Consider the following 19,487-nt stretch of genomic DNA (forward strand, 5'->3'; position numbering starts at 1 on the left):
CGCCCGCTCAACATCAGCGCCCCCAGAACAGAAACGCCACCGCGCCCATCAGGCACAGGAAAGCACCGAGATGCTTCCAGTGCAGCGGCTCGCCAAGCACGAAAACCATGAAGCCGCCAAAAACGACGAGTGCGATTGCTTCCTGCGCGACCTTGAGCTGGCCTGCACTCCAGCCGCTCGCATAGCCGATGCGATTGGCCGGCACCGCGAGGCAATATTCGAACAAGGCGATGCCCCAAGAGATCGGGATGACGACCGATAAGGGTCGCGTCATGCCGCCCTTTAGATGCCAGTACCAAGCGGTCGTCATGAACAGGTTGGAGAGCGTCAAAAGCGCAATGGTCGGCATCGGTTACTCGTCAGCAAAATCGGGCGTCAGCAATTTTCGTATTTCCAGTTGCGGCGCTTGCCCTCGCGCAGCCACTCGATCGTCTGGGTAACGCGCTTCGCGCGAGTCTCGTCGCGTTTGGCATCGGCGATCCACTCGCAATATTCGCGGCGACAGCTCGGCGGGAACGCGACGAACGCGGCCTTCGCCTTAGCGTCGCTCTCCAGCGCGGCGGCGAGCGCCGCTGGCACCTCGGGTTCGGGCTTGGGCGCTGCCTTTGGCCGAGCCATTTTGCCCTTGCCCGCGTCGATCAGCGCCATAGCCTCATGCGTTAGCTCGGCAATGCGCGCCGCATCGGGAAGATCGGCCATCCCGGTCAAATGGTCGAATGCGTCGCGCTCACCGGGCCGATAGGCAACGTCCTGCCAGAAACCGAACGCAGCGTGCGCCTTGAACGCCGACAGGCCGACCATGATCTGCCCCTGGTACAGAAACGCCGGCCGCGACCATTTGATTGTCTCGACCACCGCCGGGCAGGCCGCATGGATTTGCGTGCGCAGGCTGGTGAGGATCGGTCGGGCATAATCGGGACTGGCGGCGATATAAGCATCGACGCGCGGATCGGTTGTCGGCGATGCGGCGCCTTGCGCCAAATTCCGATTGCTGGCCATACCCCGCTCCCTCCCCATTGCCCTGCCTATGACCCTAGCGGATCACCGGCTTCAGATCGATTGCCTGGATATGCCAGCGACGCTGCTCCGCCGTCGCCCCATCGACGGCAGTGCTGTGGAGGGTGACGGTGCCGATGAAATAGCGCGGCTGTTTGGTCGCGCGGTCGCGAACATAGGGCTGGACCGGGATGGTGACGTAGCGCTGCCCCGCACCCGCATCGATCCGTCCGGGGTGGCCGATATTGGCGTGATATTCGCTGTAGTCCGCCAGATCCCGCGCAAAGCCTGCTTCGTCCTTGCCGTAAGCACGGCCATGGTCGCCCCATAAGGCGTAGGCATTGCGCACATCGCCTTTCTCGAGCGCCGCATAATAGCGCTGCACGGTATCGGCGGCTGCGGCGAGACTATCGACCGGGAACGGCGCGGCGATGATCTGGCGATCGTCGTTGGGCAAGCCGCCCGGCGCGCCTGGCACGGGCGGGTCGAATGGCGGCAGCAACGCAGCCTTATCCGGCGGCGCCGGCCGGGCGGGCGGCACGTCAGTCACCGCTTCGACGTTGAACGTTGCTGCTTTCTGCTCATCCTCATGGCGCCCGCAGCCGCCGGCCATGAGCGCCACACCAACGAGCACCACGATATGCTTCACTCAGGCGTCACCGTCCGCCGAACCGCCATCCTCGCTCGCCCCATCGGTATCGATGACCGACAGATTTTCGATCGCATCATCGTCCTCGTCGTCGACTTCGGCTTCGTCGCCAAGATCGGGGACGAGATCGGTGAGGATCGTGCCGTCACTCGGACCGTCGCGCGTCGCTTCCAGGATTTCGGCGCGCTGGCTGTCGTCATAGCCTTCGTCGTCACCAGGCGCGTCGGGGAAATGCCGGTTCCGGTCGGTCATGTCGCTCTCCATCAGGGGCTGGATGCCCTTGGCAGAACCAACCGTCGTCGCTCGTCGAGGTTCCACGAGCCGCCGCGTCAATGCGCGCGAAACAGCCGACCGCGCTCTGTGATCGCGACGATGGTAAACGCCGTCAGCGCAGCAATCACATTACCCGCGAACAGCGGCGCCGGCGTACCGTTGAACGACTGGCCGATCAGCGCGCCGATAATCGTGCCGGTCGTCACGGAGACAAACCCCTGCACGCTCGACGCGGTGCCGGCGATGCGGCCCATATTCTCCATCGCCATTGCCGAGAAGTTGGAATTGGCGAGCGCGAAACTCGCCATCGTCAACGCTTGCAGGATCGCGAAGCTGATGATCGTCTCATGGCCCGACAGCAGCCAGAGCAAATGCGTCGAGGCGATCACGAACAGCCCGACCAGCGCGCTATGCGAGATTTTGCGCATGCCGAATCTGAGCACAATCCGCGAATTGGCGAGGTTCGTCACCGCCATCGTACCCGCGATCGAGATGAAGATCGGGATCAGCAGATCGGGCCGCTTCAGATAATCGAAAACGATCTGCTGCACCGAGTTGATGAAGCCATAAAGCGCGCCGACCAGCACCGTCGTCGCCAGCGTGTAGCCGAGCGAGGACCGGTCGGTCAGTGTCTCGCCAACGCCGCTCAGCAGCCGGGCCAGCGACAGCGGAATGCGCCGCTCCGGCGCCAGCGTTTCGGGCATGCGGACCCAGAACCAGACGAGCACCAGCGCACTGATCACCGCGATCGTCCAGAAAATGAGCCGCCACGATCCGATCAGCAGCACGGTCGAGCCCATGACCGGGGCAAAGATCGGCGCGGCCATGAACACCATGAAGGCCAGACTCATCACCCGCGCCATCGATCGACCCGAGAAGCAGTCGCGCACCAGCGCAACCGTCACCACCCGCGAGGCAGCAATGGCGACGCCGCCGGCAAAGCGCGCGATCAACAACAGCGGGAAGCTCGCCGAGAGCGCTGCGACGATATTGGCGACGACATACCCCGCCAGCGCGACGGTGAGCACCGGCTTGCGCCCATAGCGATCGGCGAGCGGCCCATGCAGCAGCTGCGCGATGCCGAAGCCGATCAGGAAGGAGGAGATGATGAACTGCCGCTCATTCTCGGTCGCGACGTGCGTGCTCGCGCCAATCGCCGGTAGCGCCGGCAGCATCGAGTCGATGCCGAGCGCGGTCAGCGCCATTAGCGCCGCCACCAATGCGACGAATTCGGCAAAGCCGATCGGCGCATTATTCTCTGCCTGGAAGGCGGTCGACGTGTCGAGCTGGTTCATTGCCGGGCGCCCATGCCCGATTGCCGCGCGCCCGTCACCCCTGCCCGCCATAAATGTTCGGCAATGCCCGAGGATTGACCTTCGGCCACCCTTACGCGCTATAGTGACCTAAATCACTGTTGGGAGAGAGCGAATGCGCACGATCTTGGTTCCGCTGACGCTTGCCGCGCTGCTGCCGCTTGCCGCGTGCGACAAGGGCGGCGACGGTACGAGCATTTCGATCCGGTCGGACAATGACAACGTCACCGCCGATGTCGACGGCAATTCGGGCAAGCTCGCCTTGAACGTCCCCGGTTTCCAGGGCTCGATCTCGCTGCCCAAGGTTCATCTGGGCGGCAATAATTTCGATATCGACGGCGTCCATCTTTATCCCGGTTCGTCGATCAAGACGATGAACGTCGATGCGCATGACGATGATTCGACGGGCAAAGACGCCGACGGCACCGTCCATATCGTGTTCGACAGCCCCGCTGACACCGCCACGGTTCGCGACTGGTTCCGCGAGAAGATGAAGGGGGCGAGCTTCAAGGTGAATGATGACGGCTCGGGCCTCAGCGGCACGACCAAGGACGGCAAGGCGTTCAAGCTGGAGCTGACCGGTAGCGATAAGGGTCAATCGCACGGGATGATGACGATATCCGGCTGATTGCCCTGCGCGATTGACCGCGCGGCACGGGCGGCGCAATGCTGGCGTGACAACCATCACTGCCGGACCAGCCATGCTTGAGACTGCCCTTGCCAGCGTGCAGACGCTGTCGCTTCGCCAGAATGCCGACGACCCCGCCGGTTTTGCCGCCGCGATCGGCGCCTCGTTCGAGCGGTTCGGCTTCGCGGTGGTTGCCGATCACGGCATCCCGGCGCCGTTGATCGAGCGCGCCTGGGCCGAGACGCGCGCGCTGTTCGATCTGCCCGAGGACGAGAAGCGCGCCTATCACGTTACCGGCGGTGGCGGTGCGCGCGGCTATACGCCGTTCAAGACCGAGATCGCCAAGGGCGCCGAGAAGGTCGACCTCAAGGAATTCTGGCACATCGGCCGCGAGCTGCCCGCTGGCCATCGCTACGCCAAGGACATGGCGCCGAACGTCTGGCCCGCCACGCCCGAGGGTTTCCGCGATACTTTTCTCGAGTTGTTCACGGCGTTCGATCGCGCCGGCGACATCCTGCTGTCGGCCATCGCGCTTCATCTCGGCCTCGACAAGAATTGGTTCGACCGTGCCGTGACCGACGGCAATTCGGTGCTGCGGCTGCTCCATTATCCGCCGATCGCCGAGGATGCCGAAGGCGTCCGCGCCGGTGCGCACGAGGACATCAACCTGATCACCCTGCTGCTCGGCGCCGAGGAAGCCGGGCTGGAACTGCTCGATCGCGATGGCCGCTGGCTCCCGATCAAGCCGCCCGAAGGCGCGATGGTGGTGAACGTCGGCGACATGCTGCAGCGGCTGACCAATCATGTCCTGCCCTCGACCACACACCGCGTCGTCAATCCGCCGCCGGAGCGGCGCGGCGTGTCGCGCTATTCGATGCCGTTTTTCCTCCACCCCGCGCCCGATTTCCTGATCGAAACGCTACCGGGTTGCATCAGCGCGGCGAACCCGAACCGCTATCCCACGCCGATCACCGCGCACGATTACCTCCATGAGCGGCTGGTCGAGATCGGGTTGGTCAAGGCGTGAGCGCTGCGCCATTGCGGATCGCCCTTGCCGGCTTGGGCACGGTCGGCGGCGGCGTTATCCGACTCATCGACGCCAATCGCGAATTGATCGCGCGGCGCGCAGGGCGGCCGATCGAAATCGTCGCCGTATCGGCGCGCGATCGCGGCAAGGATCGCAGCGTGGATATCGGGCGGTTCGACTGGGTCGACGATACGGTGGGTCTGGCGACGCACCCCGACACCGATGTCGTGGTCGAACTCGTTGGCGGCAGCGATGGACCCGCGCTGGCGCTCGCCCGTGCGACGCTGGCGACAGGCAAGGCGCTCGTCACGGCCAACAAGGCGATGATCGCGCATCACGGGCTGGAGCTCGCGCGCGCCGCCGAACAGGCTAATGTCGCGCTCAAGTTCGAGGCCGCGGTTGCGGGCGGCATCCCCGTCATCAAAGGTCTGCGCGAAGGGGCGGCCGCCAATCGGATCGACCGCGTTTACGGCATCCTCAACGGCACCTGCAATTTCATCCTCTCGAAGATGGAAGCGGAAGGGCGCGACTTCGCCGACGTGTTGAGCGAGGCGCAGGCATTAGGCTTCGCCGAGGCCGATCCCAGCTTCGATATCGACGGCGTCGATGCCGCACACAAGCTCTCGATCCTCGCAAGCATCGCCTTCGGCACCCAACCCGCCTTTGCCGACGTCGCCATCCAGGGCATCCGCCCGATCCTCGCCACCGACATCGCCGAGGCGGCGGCGCTCGGCTATCGCATCCGCCTGTTGGGGCTGGCGGAAGCTGACGAGGCCGGGCTGGTGCAGCGCGTGCAGCCGCATCTCTTGCCGATGGCCCACCCGCTCGCCCATGTGACCGGAGCGACCAACGCCGTCGTGGCGGAAGGCAATTTCGTCGGGCGGCTGCTGTTCCAAGGCGCCGGCGCCGGCGATGGCCCGACCGCGAGCGCCGTCGTCGCCGACCTGATCGACATCGCGCGCGGCGAATTTGGTTCGGCTTACGCCATGCCCGCCGCCGCGCTCACCGCACTTCCCGCCGCGGACACTGGAGACAAGCAGGGTCGCGCCTATCTGCGCTTCACCGTGGCCGACAAGGTCGGCGTGCTCGCCGAGATCGCCGCCGCAATGCGCGATGCCGGCGTCTCTATCGAAAGCCTGATGCAGCGCGGGGCGATGGCCGATGGCAGCGTGCCAGTGGCAATCGTGACGCATGAGGGGCCCGAGCGGGCGATCGCGAAGGCGCTGGCGGCGCTCAACGGTTCGGCCAGCCTGACGGGCGCGCCGTTATGGATGCCGCTGTTGGGGTGAACCTCCAACCTCTCTGCAGCCGTCACCCCGGCCTTGAGCCGGGGTCCCGCCACCTTCACTGCCGAAAGAAGAAGAAGCTGGACCCCGGGTCAAGCCCGGGGTGACGAGCGATAGGCAAGACTTCTGCGAGCTTACCGCTCCAGCCAATCCCCCACTCGCGCCACGACACCCTGAAACGCCAGCGCGTCCGCGCCGCCAGTCACGATCGGCGGCGTGCCCGCATCGCTCGCCTCACGGATCGCCATCGCGAGCGGAATGCGGCCGAGGAAGTCAATCCCCAGCGCCGCCGCCGCCGCTTCCACACCGCCGTGCCCGAACGGATCGGAGACCTCGCCGCAATGCGGGCATTGATAGCCCGCCATATTCTCGACAAGGCCGATAATCGGCACGCCGGCTTTCTGGAATAAATCGATCGCACGTTTGGCGTCGATCAGGGCCAGGTCCTGCGGCGTCGAAACGATCACCGCGCCCGCCGGCTTGTATTTCTGTACCATCGTCAGCTGGACGTCGCCCGTGCCCGGCGGCAGATCGAGCACCAGCGTGTCCGCCGCGCCCCAATCGGCTTCGACCAATTGGCCGAGCGCCCCTGCCGCCATCGGCCCCCGCCACGCAATTGCCTGATCGGCCGCGACGAGCTGGCCCATCGACAGGATCGGCACGCCATAAGGCGTCGGCACCGGGTGGAGCATCTTGTCGGTCGCGGTCGGACGCGTGCCTTCGACCCCGAACAGCTTGGGCTGCGAAGGACCGTAAATATCGGCATCGACCAGCCCCACGCGCCGCCCCGCTTGCGCGAGACCGATCGCGAGATTGGCCGCAACGGTCGATTTACCAACCCCGCCCTTGCCGCTGGCGACCGCGATCAGCTGTCGCGCGATACGCTGGCTGGTGAGGGCAAGGCGCACCGTATCGAGCCCGGCAATGCCCCGTGCCGCGTCGCCGACCGCTTGCTCCAGCGCACCCCGCGCACCCTCATCGAGCCCGGTCACGTCGAGCACGATATTGGCACGTGCGCCATCAAGCCGGACCGTTGCCCGATCCCCCGCCACGGCCGCGACCGCCGCCTCAACCTTCTCCGCAATGCTCATCGCGCCGCCCATAAGCCGGCTTTGCGCGCTTGCCACTGTTTTTCCGATGCGGCGCGCCTATAAAGGAAGGCATGATGATATCTTCTGCGTGGCGAGAACGCCTTGCGGCCCTGCCCAGCCCCTTCTCCGCTCTGTTCAACGAAAAGCCCCGTAATCCCTGGGGCGATGGCGGCGGCAGCGGTGGCAATGGCGGCGATGGCGGGCCGCGCAATCCCTGGGAAGTGCCGCCGGGCGGCAAGCGCAACCCCAAGCCGAGCGCGCTCGACGAATTCATCCGCCGCGCGCGCGGTGGCGGCAATGGCGGTGGTCCCGGTGGCGGGTTGCCACGCTTTCCCGGCGGCCGCGCCCCACGCAATCTGGGGCTGATCGGCGCGGGCCTTATCATCGCGTTGTGGCTGGTCTTCACCTGCTTTCATGTGATCGCACCGCAGCAGCAGGGCGTGATCGCGTCGTTCGGCCGTTACTCCGGCACGCTCGATCCGGGTATCAGCGTAACGCTGCCGGCCCCCATCCAGACCGTCACCAAGCTCGACGTCCAGCAAACCCACGTCGATGATTTCCCCAAGGCCGGCGGCAGCCAGAATCTGATGCTGACCGGCGACCAGAACATCATCGATCTTGCTTATGCGGTGCGGTGGAACATCAGCAATCCGCAGGATTATCTCTACCAGATCGCCCAGCCGACCGAGACGGTTCGCGCGACCGCGGAAAGCGCGATGCGCGCGGTGATCGCCACCGTCACTTTTGACGACGTGATCAGCAAGGGCCGCAACGACATCGAGCAGCGCGTGCAGGACCAGATGCAGGCCGTGCTCGATCGCTATCACGCCGGCGTCCGCGTGATCGGCGTGTCGATCAAGCAGGCCGATCCGCCGGCCGATGTGATCGAGGATTTCAAGAAGGTTATCGCGGCTCAGCAGGAAGCGGTGGCCAATAGCAACCGCGCCAGCACTTATGCGCAGCAAGTGATCGCGCAGGCGCAAGGCGAAGCGAAGAAGTTCGACCTCGCCTATGAGCAATACAAGGCCGCGCCGGAAGTCACACGCCGCCGCATGTATTACGAGACGATGGAAAAAGTGCTCGCCAACACCAACAAGACGATCGTCGAAGCGCCGGGCGTCGTGCCCTATCTGCCCCTCGGCGGGACCAAGGCCCGGGTACTGCCCGCACCGCAGGCAGGAGGCGCACAATGAACAACGCGCTACTCCGCAATCCTGTCGCGATCGGGATCGTCAGCCTCGTCCTGTTGATCATCGCTGCTATGGCGACGGTAATCGTGCCCGAGACCAAACAGGCCGTCATTCTACGCTTTGAACAGCCCTACGATACGATCAATGCTTGGCATCCCGGCCAGCCCTTTGGCACGACCGAGGCTGGCCTCCACTGGCGCATTCCGATTGCCGACAAGATCATCTGGATCGACAAGCGCGTGCTCGATGTCGATCTTGATAATCAGACGGTGCAATCAGTCGATCAAGACCGTTTGGTGGTCGATGCCTATGCCCGCTTTCGCATCGTAGATCCGCTGAAAGCGGCGCTGTCGACCGGCAGCACGGCATCGACCGAGCAGCGCGTTGCCGACCAGTTAAGCCCGCTCCTCGCCTCGGCACTCCGCAACGAGCTCGGCAAGCGCCATTTCGCGGAATTGCTGAGCCCCGAGCGCGGTCTGGTGATGCACCACATCCAGTCCGGCCTCCAGGCCAAGGCAGCGCAATATGGCGTGCAGATCGTCGATGTGCGCATCCGCCATGCCGATCTGCCCGACGGCAGCCCGCTGCAAAGCGCGCTCGCCCGGATGAAGAGCGCCCGCCAGCAGCAGGCCGCAACGATCCGCGCGCAGGGGTTGAAGAACGCGCAGATCATCCAGGCGCAAGCCGATGCGGATGCCTCGCGCATTTATGCGGAAAGCTTCAACAAAGACCCGCAATTCTACGATTTTTACCGCGCCATGCAGTCCTACCGGACGACGTTCGGCGCGGATGGCACCAACCCGCCGGGCGACACCAACATCATCCTGTCACCCAATAGCGACTATCTCAGACAATTTCAGGGGCGCCAACGCTGACGATCCGTTCATATTCAATCACCGTTCAGCATTGCGCCGCATAAACGGGGCAACTTGGCTCGACCAAATTCGTTGAGAGGCCAAATTCATTGAGAGGAACGTCATAACGTGCGCTACGCCTATGCCCTAACCGGTGCGCTGATCCTCAGCGCCACCGCAGCGACCCTGACGCTCAGCCCGATCGCGGGCGCGCAGACCGCGCAGAACGATCCTGCGGCGATGGCCAGCCTCGCGCCGCGAGCGGGCGCGCCGCTCAGCTTTGCCGATCTGGTCGCCCGGCTGCAGCCGGCCGTCGTCAATATCTCGACCAAGCAGAGCCTGAAGGTCCGTGCGCCGACCAATCCGTTCGCGGGCACGCCGTTCGAACAATTCTTCAATGGCGGCCAAGGCGGCAGCAGCGATGGGCGACCAATCACCCAGCGCGCGCAATCGCTCGGCTCGGGCTTCATCATCTCGCCTGACGGCTATGTCGTCACCAACAACCACGTCGTTGCCCCCGGCGCCGAGGGCGCGACGGTCGACTCGATCACGGTGACGCTGACCGACGGCAAGGAATATCAGGCCAAACTCGTCGGCCGCGACCAGGCATCGGACCTGGCGCTGCTCAAGATCGGCGCGACCAACCTGCCGTTCGTTCGCTGGGGCGATTCGACCAAGGCGCGCGTCGGCGACTGGATCGTCGCGATCGGCAACCCGTTCGGCATTGGTTCGACCGTGACCGCCGGCATCGTCTCCGCGCTGCACCGCGCGACGGACCTGGGCGGCAATGAGCGCTTCATCCAGACCGATGCGGCGATCAATCAGGGCAATTCGGGCGGCCCGATGTTCGACCTGAGCGGCAATGTGATCGGCATCAATTCGCAGATTTACACGCCGAGCCAGGGCAGTGTCGGCATCGGCTTCGCGATCCCGTCAGAACAAGCCAAGCCTGTGATCGACACGCTGATGAAGGGTCAATCGGTCAAGCGCGGCTATCTGGGCGTGCAACTTTCGCCGCTCGACGAAGACGGGGCGAGCGCGGTTGGTCTAAAGAAAAATGAAGGCGAAATCGTCCAATCGGTCGTTGCCGGCCAACCGGCCGACAAGGCTGGCGTCAAGCCAGGCGACATCATCGTCCGCGTTAACGGCCAAGCGGTCAACCAGGACGCGACGGTAAGCTACATCACCGCGCGCACGGCGCCCGGGTCAGCAATCCGCCTTGACGTGCTGCGCCAGGGCAAGCCGGTCACGCTGACAGTCACCGCCGGCACGCGCCCGTCAGAAGATGCGCTCGCCAAGCTCGGCACGCCTGAGGGCAGCGACCCGCAGCCCACCGATCAGGACAAGTCGGACAACAAGGCGATGAGCGATTTGCTTGGCCTGGAACTGACGTCATTGACCCCGCAGATCGCGGCGCAAATCAGCGTTCCCCAGGATACTAAGGGTGTCGTCATCGTCTCGGTCGATCCGTCCAGCGACGCGGGGCAAAAGGGATTGCAACGCGGCGACATCATCAGCTCGATCAATCAGCAGTCTGTGACGGCCGTTGGCGACGTTGTTCGCGCGGTGGCGCAGGCACGCGCGGCCAAGCGCGACGCCGTGTTGGCGCTCGTTCAGCGCGGCAACGGGCCGAAGCGCTATATCGGTCTGCACATCAACTAAGTTGGGCCAATGAAGAAGGCCCGCCCGGCATACTCGCCAGGCGGGCCTTTTTTGCATCCAGATCAAATCAGCGGCAGCGGACCTGGCTGCTGTTCTGGTCGATGGACTTGCCGAGCAGCGCGCCGATACCGCCGCCGAGCAACGTGCCGACCGTGCGCGAATGGCCACCCTGGATCACATTGCCGAGAATGCCACCGCCGACCGCGCCGATGATAAGGCCCGTCGTGCCGTCATTGCGTCGGCAATAATAACGACCGTCATTGCCGCGATAGATGCGATCATCCGGGGTCAGCACCCGCTCCTGGTAATTGGGGCCGTCACGATAATAGCGAGACGCATCATAGCCGCCCTCGTCACGATCGTCCTGATAGCGCGGATCGCGATTGTCATAACCGCGATCAGGGTAGCGGTTGTCGTAACGCGGCGTGTTGGCGCGCGCTTGCTGATAGCGGGCGAACTCCTCCTGGAAGAGCCGCAGCTCATTCTGGAAACGGCGTTGCGCCGCATCGAACCGGGCGTCGTCGGTAGGGGTTTGGGCAATTGCCGTGGCGGACAGCGCAGTGCCAGCAAGCGCGGCAAGCGCGGTCAAACGAACGAAACGGGTCATCGTCTTCTCCTTCCCATTGGGTGATGTGCGCTTAGAGCAAGGCGGGTCTAAACCCCGCCTGAACGCCCGACCGGCCGGATCGGTTGCGGTGCGCAACAATCAGGTTGGCCCGGCGAGGTCAGCGGACCGGGCTAGGATTGGGGCCGGTCCAGGTCCAGTCGGTGATTTTCCAGCCATCCGCCCCGCGCGCGAGGACGAAGGTGATTTGCGCCTGCTCGGCCATTTTCGTGCCGCGCTGCGTGAAGCTGTAGACCGCCGGTACGACGACATAAGCGTGATCGCCCGTGATCATTTCGCGAGTCGGCGTGCTAATCGTCACATGCTGGTCGGTTAAGCCCCTCGCGTTCGCATCGGCGCCCTCGCTCGCTGCCCAGTCAGCCAGCGCCTTCGCGCCGCTCCACGAATAGGGCGGCACTTCGTCAACGATATGGGCCGGCGTGGCATGGGTAGCCGCGGCAGCCTTCAGGTCGCCATGATTGAACCCGTCGACAAAGCGGTTGATCACGCCCTCAACCGCTAGGTCAGCAGCGCAAGCAGGCACCGGCGCCAACAGCAGAGGCACGATTGTCGCACACAGAATCATGCGATGCTTCATCTTTTCTCTCCCCCGTGATTATCCCGGTGCGTTGTAGCCCATCGTCGCTTTGGGGACTAGGCGCAGCGGGAACGGACGTGCCATGCTCACCCAATGACTGCTTCCGCTGCCACCAAATCCGCCCCCGTCGCCGAGCTCACTTTGCGGGGCATAGTGCTCGGCGGGGTGATCACCCTGCTGTTCACCGCCGCTAACATTTATCTCGGGCTGAAGGTCGGGCTCACCTTTGCGACCTCGATCCCGGCGGCGGTCATCTCGATGGCAATCCTGCGGCTGCTGCCGGGCGCGACGATCCTGGAAAACAACATCGTCCAGACCATCGCCAGCGCGGCGGGCACGCTGGCGGCGATCATCTTCGTGCTGCCGGGGCTGGTGATGGTCGGCTGGTGGCAGGGCTTTCCCTTCCTGACCACGGCAATGATCACGATGACCGGCGGCATCTTGGGCGTGATGTTCTCGGTACCGCTGCGCCGCGCGCTCGTGGTCGATACCGATCTGCCCTATCCCGAGGGTCATGCGGCGGCCGAGGTGCTGCTCGTCGGGTCGGGATCGCGCGAGGGTGAGGAAGAGAGCGCGCGTGGCCTGAAAGTGCTCGTGTGGAACAGCCTTGCCTCGGCGGGCTTCGCCATCCTGACGCAGACCAAGCTCGCGGTGGACACTGCGACGACGGCGTTTAGAGTCGGATCGGGGGCGACCTTGGTCTCGGGCCAGCTCTCCTTCGCGCTACTCGGCGTCGGCCATCTCGTCGGCATTTCGGTCGGCGCAGCGATGGGGTTCGGCATCGTCATCGGCTGGTTCGGGTTGGTGCCGGCGCTGACCGCTGCGCAGCCGATGCCGGGCGATATCAGCGCGTGGATCGACGCGATCTTCCATAGCCAGGTGCGCTTTTTCGGCGCGGGGGTGATCGGCGTGTCGGCGGTGTGGACGCTGCTTGTCGTGGCGGGCCCGGTGATCGGCGGCGTGCGATCGGCACTCGCTGCCAGCGCCGCGCGCGACGCGGGCCAGGCATTGCCGATCCAGGAACGCGATATTCCGATCAACCTCGTCCTCATCGGCTCCCTGCTCGTGATGTTGCCGATCGGCTGGCTATTGTGGAGTGTCATCGCCGGCGGACCGCTGACCGGATCGGCGGTTGCGCTGATCGGCGGCGGGCTGGTCTTCGTGCTCGTCGCGGGGCTGATGATCGCGGCGGTTTGCGGCTATATGGCGGGGCTGATCGGCGCGTCGAACTCACCGGTGTCGGGCATCGGCATCCTCTCGGTGCTTGGCGCGGCGCTGCTGCTCGTCGGCCTGTTCGGCCGCCATCCCGGCGCCGATGCGACCAGCGCGCTCATCGCCTATGCGCTGATCGTGACCGGCATCGTCTTCGGCGTCGCGACGATTTCCAACGACAACCTCCAGGATTTGAAGACCGGTCAGCTCGTCGGCGCGACACCGTGGAAGCAGCAGGTCGCGCTGATCATCGGCGTGGTGTTCGGCTCCATCGTCGTGCCGCCGGTGCTCAACGTGCTCAACAGCGGCATCGGCTTTGCCGGCGCGCCCGGTGCGGGGCCGAACGCGCTGCCAGCGCCGCAAGCCGGGCTGATCTCGGCGCTGGCGAAAGGCGTGCTGTCGGGCGACGCCAACTGGACGATGCTCGGCTGGGGCGCGCTTGCCGGCGTCGCGCTGATCGCGCTTGACGAGGTGCTGGGGCGGCTGAAGCTGCTCCGTTTGCCGCCGCTCGGCGTGGCGCTCGGCATTTATCTGCCGATGGCGGTCATCTTGCCGACGGTGGTGGGGTCGGTGATCGGCTGGTTCTACGATCGCTGGGCCAAGCAAAGCGCCAAGCCCGAAGTCGCACTGCGCATGGGCACGCTGACCGCAACCGGCATGATCGTCGGCGAAAGTCTGTGGGGCGTGATGTTCGCGCTGATCGTGTGGCTCGCCAATAGCGATGCGCCGCTCGCATTTTTCGGCAAAGACTTTGGCGTTGCCCCGCTGATCGGCGGCACGATTCTGTTTCTCGCTCTAACCGCGCTGCTTTACCGGCTGGCGCGGCGATCCTCGATCTAGCTCAGCCGCGCCCCCGATAGCCGGGCACGTCCTGCGCCGGAATCCACACGCCTTCGGGCGGCGGGCCGGATTGCCAGAACACATCGATCGGGATGCCGCCGCGCGGATACCAATAGCCGCCGATGCGCAGCCATTGCGGCGCCATTTCCCGGAACAATCTCTCGCCGATGCCGACGGTGCAATCCTCGTGGAAAGCCTGGTGGTTGCGGAATGAGCCGAGGAACAGCTTCAACGACTTCGATTCGACGATTGTCGCCGCTGGCACATAGTCGATCACCAGATGCGCGAAATCGGGCTGCGCCGTCACCGGGCAGAGCGACGTGAACTCAGGCGCGGTGAAGCGGACCAAATACGGTGTGGCGGGGCGCGGGTTGGGCACGTAATCGAGCACGGCTTCCTCCGGGGAAGCGGGCAACGGCGTCGATTGGCCGAGGAATTTAGGTGTCATAGTGGAAAGATATAGGGCGAGGCTCCATTATCGTCACCCCGGACTTGTTCCGGGGTCCATCGCGCCCGGAGTCGCGCGGCCGAATTGCTTGTCGCCCAGTGGATGCCGGAACAAGTCCGGCATGACGGTAAAGCTGTGACGACGACGCTAATCCCCGTGCTCGGCGACCAGTTGTCGATGCATCTGCCTTCGCTGCGCGATGCCGACCCCGCCGGCACTGTGATACTCATGATGGAGGTGGCCGACGAGACGACCTATGTCTGGCACCACAAGAAGAAGCTCGCCTACATCCTCTCGGCGATGCGCCATCATGCGCAGGCGCGGCGCGACGACGGCTGGACGGTCGACTATGTCAAGCTGGATGATCCCGACAACAGCGGCAGCTTCACCGGCGAAGTTGCCCGCGCCATCGCCCGCCACAGCCCCGACCGTATCGTCGTCACCGAAGCCGGCGAGTGGCGCGTGCAGGCGATGCTGGAGGCGTGGCAGACGCTGTTCGGCGTACCCGTCGAAATTCGCGCCGACGATCGCTTCCTGTGCCCCCACGCCGAGTTCGACGCCTGGGCTAAAGATCGCAAATCGCTGCGGATGGAGTATTTCTACCGCGAGATGCGCCGCAAGACCGGGCTGCTGATGGACGGCGATCAACCCGCCGGCAGTCAATGGAATTATGACGCCGAGAACCGCAAGCCCGCCAAGCGCGATCTGGCCATGCCGCGCCCCCTGTCCTTCCAGCCCAACGCCATCACCCGCGACGTGCTCGCGCTGGTCGAGGCACACTTCCCCGACAACCCCGGCACGCTCGACAGCTTCGACTTCGCCGTCACTTCTGCCGATGCCGCTCGCCAGCAAGCCCATTTCTTCACCCACGCGCTCCCCCAATTCGGCGACTATCAGGACGCGATGCTGAGCGGCGAGCCGTTCCTCTGGCATTCGATCCTCTCGCCTTACATCAATTCGGGCCTGCTCGATCCACTCGCGCTGTGCCGCGAGGTCGACGGGCGGTACCGGGCAGGCAAGGTGCCCTTGAACGCCGCCGAGGGGTTCATCCGCCAGATCATTGGCTGGCGCGAATATGTCCGCGGCATCTATTGGCGCGAAGGGCCGGACTACGCGACGCGCAATGCGCTGGGCGCTCGACGCCCGCTCCCCGATTTCTACTGGACCGGCGACACCGACCTCAATTGCCTCAAGAACGCGATCGGCGACACCCTCGCGCGTGCTTACGCGCACCACATCCAGCGACTGATGGTCACCGGCAATTTCGCGCTGATCGCCGGCATCGATCCGCACGCGCTGCACCTGTGGTATCTCGCGGTCTATGCCGATGCCTATGAATGGGTCGAGCTGCCCAACACGCTCGGTATGAGCCAGTTCGGCGATGGCGGGCTGCTCGCCTCCAAGCCCTATGCAGCGTCGGGCGCATACATCAACCGCATGTCCGATTATTGCGGGGACTGCCGCTACGATGTGAAACAGCGCACCGGGCCGAATGCCTGCCCGCTCAACGCGCTCTATTGGGATTTCCTGGCGCGCAACCGGGTCAAGCTGGGCAGCAACCAGCGCCTCGCCATGCCCTATCGCAACTGGGACCGGATGGAGGCGGCCACCCAAGCCGATATCCGCGCCTCCGCCGCCGCGTTTCTCACCCGTCTCGACGGCGGCGCGGCAGGCGGCTAGGGACACCTCCAGACAAGACTCGCGACGGAGGCGATACATGGACGCGTTGGTGACCACCGAATGGCTGGCGCAGGAACTTTCCGCCCCCGATCTGCGCGTGGTCGACGCCACTTTCTTCGCGACCGACACCAGCCGCAATGCGGCCGCCCAATATGAAGCGGCGCACATTCCGGGCGCAGTGTTCATGGACCTGGCCGAGATCGCCGATCTCAACAATCCGCTGCCAACGATGCTGCCGAGCCCCGAGAAATTCGCCAGCCGCATGCAGTCGCTCGGCCTGGGCGATGGCAGCCGCATCGTGATCTACGACAATTCGCCCTATCACACCGCTGCGCGCGCGTGGTGGATGCTGCGGACCTTTGGCGCGCATGATGTCGCGATTCTCGATGGCGGCCTCGCCAAATGGCAGGCCGAGCGCCGCGCGCTTGCCAGCGGCAAAGAAAGCTTGCGCCATCGCCACTTCACCGTTTGGGCTGACGACAGCGGCGTCCGCTCGCTCGATCAGATGAAGGCGAACGTGGCCTCGGGCGCCGAGCAGGTGATGGATGCGCGCAGCAAGGCGCGGTTCGAGGGCACCGAGCCCGATCCCCGCCCGGCGACGATGCCGGGCCACATCCCGGGCAGCAAGAACATCCCCTATGGCACGCTGTTCAACGACGATGGCACCTGGAAGCGCGGCGACGCCTTGAAGGCGGTGTACGACGCGGCCGGCATCGACCTCTCGAAGCCTGTCGTCGCCACGTGCGGATCGGGTATCACTGCGGCCGTGCTAGTGTTCGGCGCGCATCTGCTCGGCGCCAATGCGGCGCTGTATGACGGCAGCTGGTCCGAATGGGGCGCCGACTTGTCGACCCCCAAGGCAATGGGTCCGGCGTGACACCGGCCGGGCGATGGCGTTGAGCGGCAGCGACGACAGCGGCAAGCGCGCGCCCGCCACCCGCGTCGTTACTGCAGGGCGGCGCGACGAATGGACGCAAGGCATCGTCAATGTGCCCGTCTGGCGCGCGTCCACGATCCTCTACGATTCGGTCGCCGATATGCGCGTCACCGCGCGGGGCGATACGCACCACAAGCTGTTCTACGGCCGGCGCGGTACGCCGACGCAATGGTCGCTGGCGGATGCGCTCAACGAGCTGGAACCGGGTGCCGAGGGGACGTTTCTCTACCCCTCAGGCGTCGCTGCGATCGCTGCAGCGCTGCTCAGCGTGCTCGATGCCGGCGACGAGCTGCTGCTGATCGACAATTGCTATGACCCGACGCGCGGGCTCGCGACCGGCCTGCTCAAGCGCATGGGCATCACCACGCGCTTCTTCGACCCGATGATCGGCGCCGGCATCGCCGAGCTGATTACCGAGAAGACACGCGCGATCTTCCTTGAAGCGCCCGGCAGCCTGACCTTCGAAGTCGCGGATATCCCGGCGATCGTTGCGGTCGCCAAGGCCCGCGGCATCGCGACCTTGCTCGACAATACCTGGGCGACGCCGCTGCTGTTCCCCGCGATCGAGAAAGGCATCGACCTGTCGATCGTGGCGTGCACCAAATATGTCGTCGGGCATTCGGACGCGATGCTCGGGTCGGCGACCGCAGGCCCCGGCCGGTTTGAGGCGCTGCGCCGGACGAGCTTCCAATTGGGACAGTGCGTCAGTCCCGATGATGCGTATCTCGGCGCGCGCGGCTTGCGGACCATGGCGGTGCGGTTGCGGCAGCATGAGATTTCCGCGCTCAAGATTGCGCATTGGCTCGCCGAGCAGCCCGAAGTGGCACACGTCCTCCACCCCGCTTTGCCCGACTGCCCGGGACACGAGACGTTCAAGCGCGACTTCAAAGGATCGTCCGGCCTGTTTTCCTTCGCCCTCAACGGCGGCGATGAAGCGTCGCGCGCGGCGCTGATCGACGGGCTCGAGCTGTTCGGCATCGGCTATAGCTGGGGCGGTTATGAAAGCCTGGCGGTGCCGGTCGACCCCCAACGCTATCGCAGCGCGACCACACCGCAGTTCGCAGGGCCTGTCGTGCGCCTCCAGATCGGCCTCGAGGATACCGACGATCTGATTGCCGATCTCGCTGCCGGCCTTGCCCGTTTCGCTGCAGCGCGCGGCTGAACCCGTGTCAATTGCTATGGCAGTGTTGCGGGAGCGCAACATCCTTGCCCCCGCTGATCGACGTGGGCACGATTGTTGTTGTGCGACGCAGCATGTTCGCGCAGATTGGGAGCGTTAGGTCGAAGGTGCGGGAAAACCAGCAACACACCACCGCGACCAACATAAGCAGGCGGGGACGCATTCCTAGTTAGGGAAAGGGATATGATGCGCTTCTCCAATTATCTTCGCGGCGGGCTCGTGCTCGTCGCCGCCGCCGCCGCGACGCCGGCACTTGCCGACGATGCCGCGCCCGCCGGGCCGACCGCACCGCCGCCGGCGATCACGATCAACGGCACCGCTGCCATTGTCAGCGACTATCGCTTCCGCGGCGTGTCGCAGACCGACAAGAATTTCGCGGTGCAGGGCTCGATCACCGTCACCCACAAGTCGGGCTTTTATGCTTCGATTTGGGCCTCGTCGGTGCATGGCTATGTGACCGCAGCGGGCGATTATCTCCATGGCACCACCGCCGGCCAGGCAAGCGTCGAGATGGACCTGATCGGCGGCTACAAGAAGACGTTCAGCGGCACGACCTTCGACATCGGCCTGCTTTATTACGTCTACCCGAAGACCAAGCTGGCCGGTGACCCCACCAGCTCCGACTTTGCCGAGCCATATTTCGACGTGTCGCACACCTTTGGCCCGCTGACGGCTAAGGCGACGGTGAATTATGCGTTCAAGCAGAAGCCGCTTGCGCTCAACCAGGTCGGGCCGAAGAAGGACAATGTCTATCTCGCCGGCGACTTCACGCTCGCGGTGCCCAAGACGCCGGTCAGCCTGACAGCCCATATCGCGCATTCGTTCGGCCCGAGCTGGCTCGCGACCGACGCGACCGGCAAGAAAGGCTATACCGACTGGAACCTGGGCGCGACCTATACCTGGAAAGCGCTCACCTTCGGCATCAGTTATGTCGACACCGATGCCCGCTTCCTGACGCCGTCGGGGAAGAATGCTTCGAGCTCAGGCGCGGTCGGGTCGATCACCGCATCGTTCTGATT

The 19,487-nt window shown here is 64.8% G+C and carries 20 protein-coding genes; 11 read left to right on the top strand and 9 right to left on the bottom strand.

The genetic code is table 11. The annotated features are described in order from the left end of the window. Window positions 1–13 precede the first annotated feature (13 nt). From ACLB0R_RS02850 to ACLB0R_RS02870, 5 genes are all read right to left on the bottom strand, one after another. Window positions 14–349 (bottom strand): DMT family protein, encoded by a 336-nt coding sequence (locus ACLB0R_RS02850; RefSeq protein ID WP_416641839.1) that lies wholly within the window; start codon window positions 347–349, stop codon window positions 14–16. Between the two features lie 26 nt (window positions 350–375). Then, window positions 376–999, bottom strand: coding sequence for a YdeI/OmpD-associated family protein (locus tag ACLB0R_RS02855; protein WP_416641840.1), 624 nt, complete (start codon window positions 997–999; stop codon window positions 376–378). 34 nt (window positions 1,000–1,033) lie between these two features. After that, entirely contained in the window at window positions 1,034–1,645 is a 612-nt protein-coding gene (locus ACLB0R_RS02860; RefSeq protein ID WP_416641841.1) for a hypothetical protein, read from the bottom strand. Further along, window positions 1,646–1,897, bottom strand: a complete 252-nt coding sequence (locus tag ACLB0R_RS02865; protein ID WP_416641842.1) for a hypothetical protein — start codon at window positions 1,895–1,897, stop codon at window positions 1,646–1,648. It lies immediately after the preceding gene. 77 nt (window positions 1,898–1,974) lie between these two features. Next, window positions 1,975–3,264, bottom strand: coding sequence for a multidrug effflux MFS transporter (locus tag ACLB0R_RS02870; RefSeq protein WP_434953690.1), 1,290 nt, complete (start codon window positions 3,262–3,264; stop codon window positions 1,975–1,977). Between the two features lie 82 nt (window positions 3,265–3,346). Here ACLB0R_RS02870 and ACLB0R_RS02875 point away from each other — a divergent pair, with 82 nt between their 5' ends. From ACLB0R_RS02875 to ACLB0R_RS02885, 3 genes are all read left to right on the top strand, one after another. Further along, window positions 3,347–3,859: a hypothetical protein gene (locus ACLB0R_RS02875; protein ID WP_416641844.1), complete on the top strand. Its 513-nt coding sequence runs from the start codon at window positions 3,347–3,349 to the stop codon at window positions 3,857–3,859. A gap of 73 nt (window positions 3,860–3,932) precedes the next feature. Then, entirely contained in the window at window positions 3,933–4,886 is a 954-nt protein-coding gene (locus ACLB0R_RS02880) for an isopenicillin N synthase family dioxygenase (RefSeq protein ID WP_416641845.1), read from the top strand. After that, window positions 4,883–6,175: a homoserine dehydrogenase gene (locus tag ACLB0R_RS02885; protein ID WP_416641846.1), complete on the top strand. Its 1,293-nt coding sequence runs from the start codon at window positions 4,883–4,885 to the stop codon at window positions 6,173–6,175. Before ACLB0R_RS02880 ends, ACLB0R_RS02885 begins: the two co-directional genes overlap by 4 nt. Window positions 6,176–6,306: 131 nt before the next feature. On the opposite strand, the gene ACLB0R_RS02890 is transcribed toward ACLB0R_RS02885, so the two are convergent. Continuing rightward, a complete protein-coding gene (locus tag ACLB0R_RS02890; protein WP_416641847.1) occupies window positions 6,307–7,263 on the bottom strand; it encodes an Mrp/NBP35 family ATP-binding protein in 957 nt (318 codons plus the stop codon). A 71-nt stretch (window positions 7,264–7,334) separates the two neighbouring features. Between ACLB0R_RS02890 and hflK the strand changes: the two genes are divergently transcribed. From hflK to ACLB0R_RS02905, 3 genes are all read left to right on the top strand, one after another. After that, window positions 7,335–8,456: a protease modulator HflK gene (gene hflK, locus ACLB0R_RS02895; protein ID WP_416641848.1), complete on the top strand. Its 1,122-nt coding sequence runs from the start codon at window positions 7,335–7,337 to the stop codon at window positions 8,454–8,456. Next, a complete protein-coding gene (hflC, locus tag ACLB0R_RS02900) occupies window positions 8,453–9,328 on the top strand; it encodes a protease modulator HflC (RefSeq protein WP_416641849.1) in 876 nt (291 codons plus the stop codon). Before hflK ends, hflC begins: the two co-directional genes overlap by 4 nt. Window positions 9,329–9,436: 108 nt before the next feature. Continuing rightward, window positions 9,437–10,969 (top strand): Do family serine endopeptidase, encoded by a 1,533-nt coding sequence (locus ACLB0R_RS02905; RefSeq protein WP_416641850.1) that lies wholly within the window; start codon window positions 9,437–9,439, stop codon window positions 10,967–10,969. A gap of 67 nt (window positions 10,970–11,036) precedes the next feature. On the opposite strand, the gene ACLB0R_RS02910 is transcribed toward ACLB0R_RS02905, so the two are convergent. Both ACLB0R_RS02910 and ACLB0R_RS02915 read right to left on the bottom strand, forming a co-directional pair. After that, window positions 11,037–11,576: a glycine zipper 2TM domain-containing protein gene (locus ACLB0R_RS02910; protein ID WP_416641851.1), complete on the bottom strand. Its 540-nt coding sequence runs from the start codon at window positions 11,574–11,576 to the stop codon at window positions 11,037–11,039. Window positions 11,577–11,694: 118 nt separating this feature from the next. After that, on the bottom strand, window positions 11,695–12,171 hold the full coding sequence (locus ACLB0R_RS02915; protein ID WP_416641852.1) for a nuclear transport factor 2 family protein: 477 nt from the start codon (window positions 12,169–12,171) through the stop codon (window positions 11,695–11,697). A 93-nt stretch (window positions 12,172–12,264) separates the two neighbouring features. Here ACLB0R_RS02915 and ACLB0R_RS02920 point away from each other — a divergent pair, with 93 nt between their 5' ends. Continuing rightward, window positions 12,265–14,223 (top strand): OPT family oligopeptide transporter, encoded by a 1,959-nt coding sequence (locus ACLB0R_RS02920; protein WP_416641853.1) that lies wholly within the window; start codon window positions 12,265–12,267, stop codon window positions 14,221–14,223. 1 nt (window position 14,224) lies between these two features. Here the strand turns inward: ACLB0R_RS02920 and queF are convergent, their stop codons facing one another. Next, complete coding sequence (gene queF, locus ACLB0R_RS02925) at window positions 14,225–14,671, bottom strand: preQ(1) synthase (RefSeq protein ID WP_416641854.1); 447 nt, start codon at window positions 14,669–14,671, stop codon at window positions 14,225–14,227. Window positions 14,672–14,806: 135 nt separating this feature from the next. Between queF and ACLB0R_RS02930 the strand changes: the two genes are divergently transcribed. The 4 genes from ACLB0R_RS02930 to ACLB0R_RS02945 all read left to right on the top strand — a co-directional run bounded on the left by ACLB0R_RS02930 (window position 14,807) and on the right by ACLB0R_RS02945 (window position 19,485). Then, window positions 14,807–16,351, top strand: a complete 1,545-nt coding sequence (locus ACLB0R_RS02930) for a cryptochrome/photolyase family protein (protein WP_434953691.1) — start codon at window positions 14,807–14,809, stop codon at window positions 16,349–16,351. Window positions 16,352–16,388: 37 nt separating this feature from the next. Further along, window positions 16,389–17,228, top strand: coding sequence for a 3-mercaptopyruvate sulfurtransferase (sseA, locus tag ACLB0R_RS02935; protein WP_416641855.1), 840 nt, complete (start codon window positions 16,389–16,391; stop codon window positions 17,226–17,228). Between the two features lie 13 nt (window positions 17,229–17,241). Then, entirely contained in the window at window positions 17,242–18,450 is a 1,209-nt protein-coding gene (gene metC, locus ACLB0R_RS02940) for a cystathionine beta-lyase (protein ID WP_416641856.1), read from the top strand. Between the two features lie 204 nt (window positions 18,451–18,654). Then, window positions 18,655–19,485 carry a TorF family putative porin gene (locus tag ACLB0R_RS02945; protein WP_416643082.1) on the top strand — a complete coding sequence of 277 codons (831 nt, stop codon included), beginning with the start codon at window positions 18,655–18,657 and terminating at the stop codon, window positions 19,483–19,485. Window positions 19,486–19,487 lie beyond the last annotated feature (2 nt).

Source organism: Sphingomonas sp. GlSt437, from assembly GCF_048015635.2.
Taxonomy (GTDB): domain Bacteria; phylum Pseudomonadota; class Alphaproteobacteria; order Sphingomonadales; family Sphingomonadaceae; genus Sphingomonas.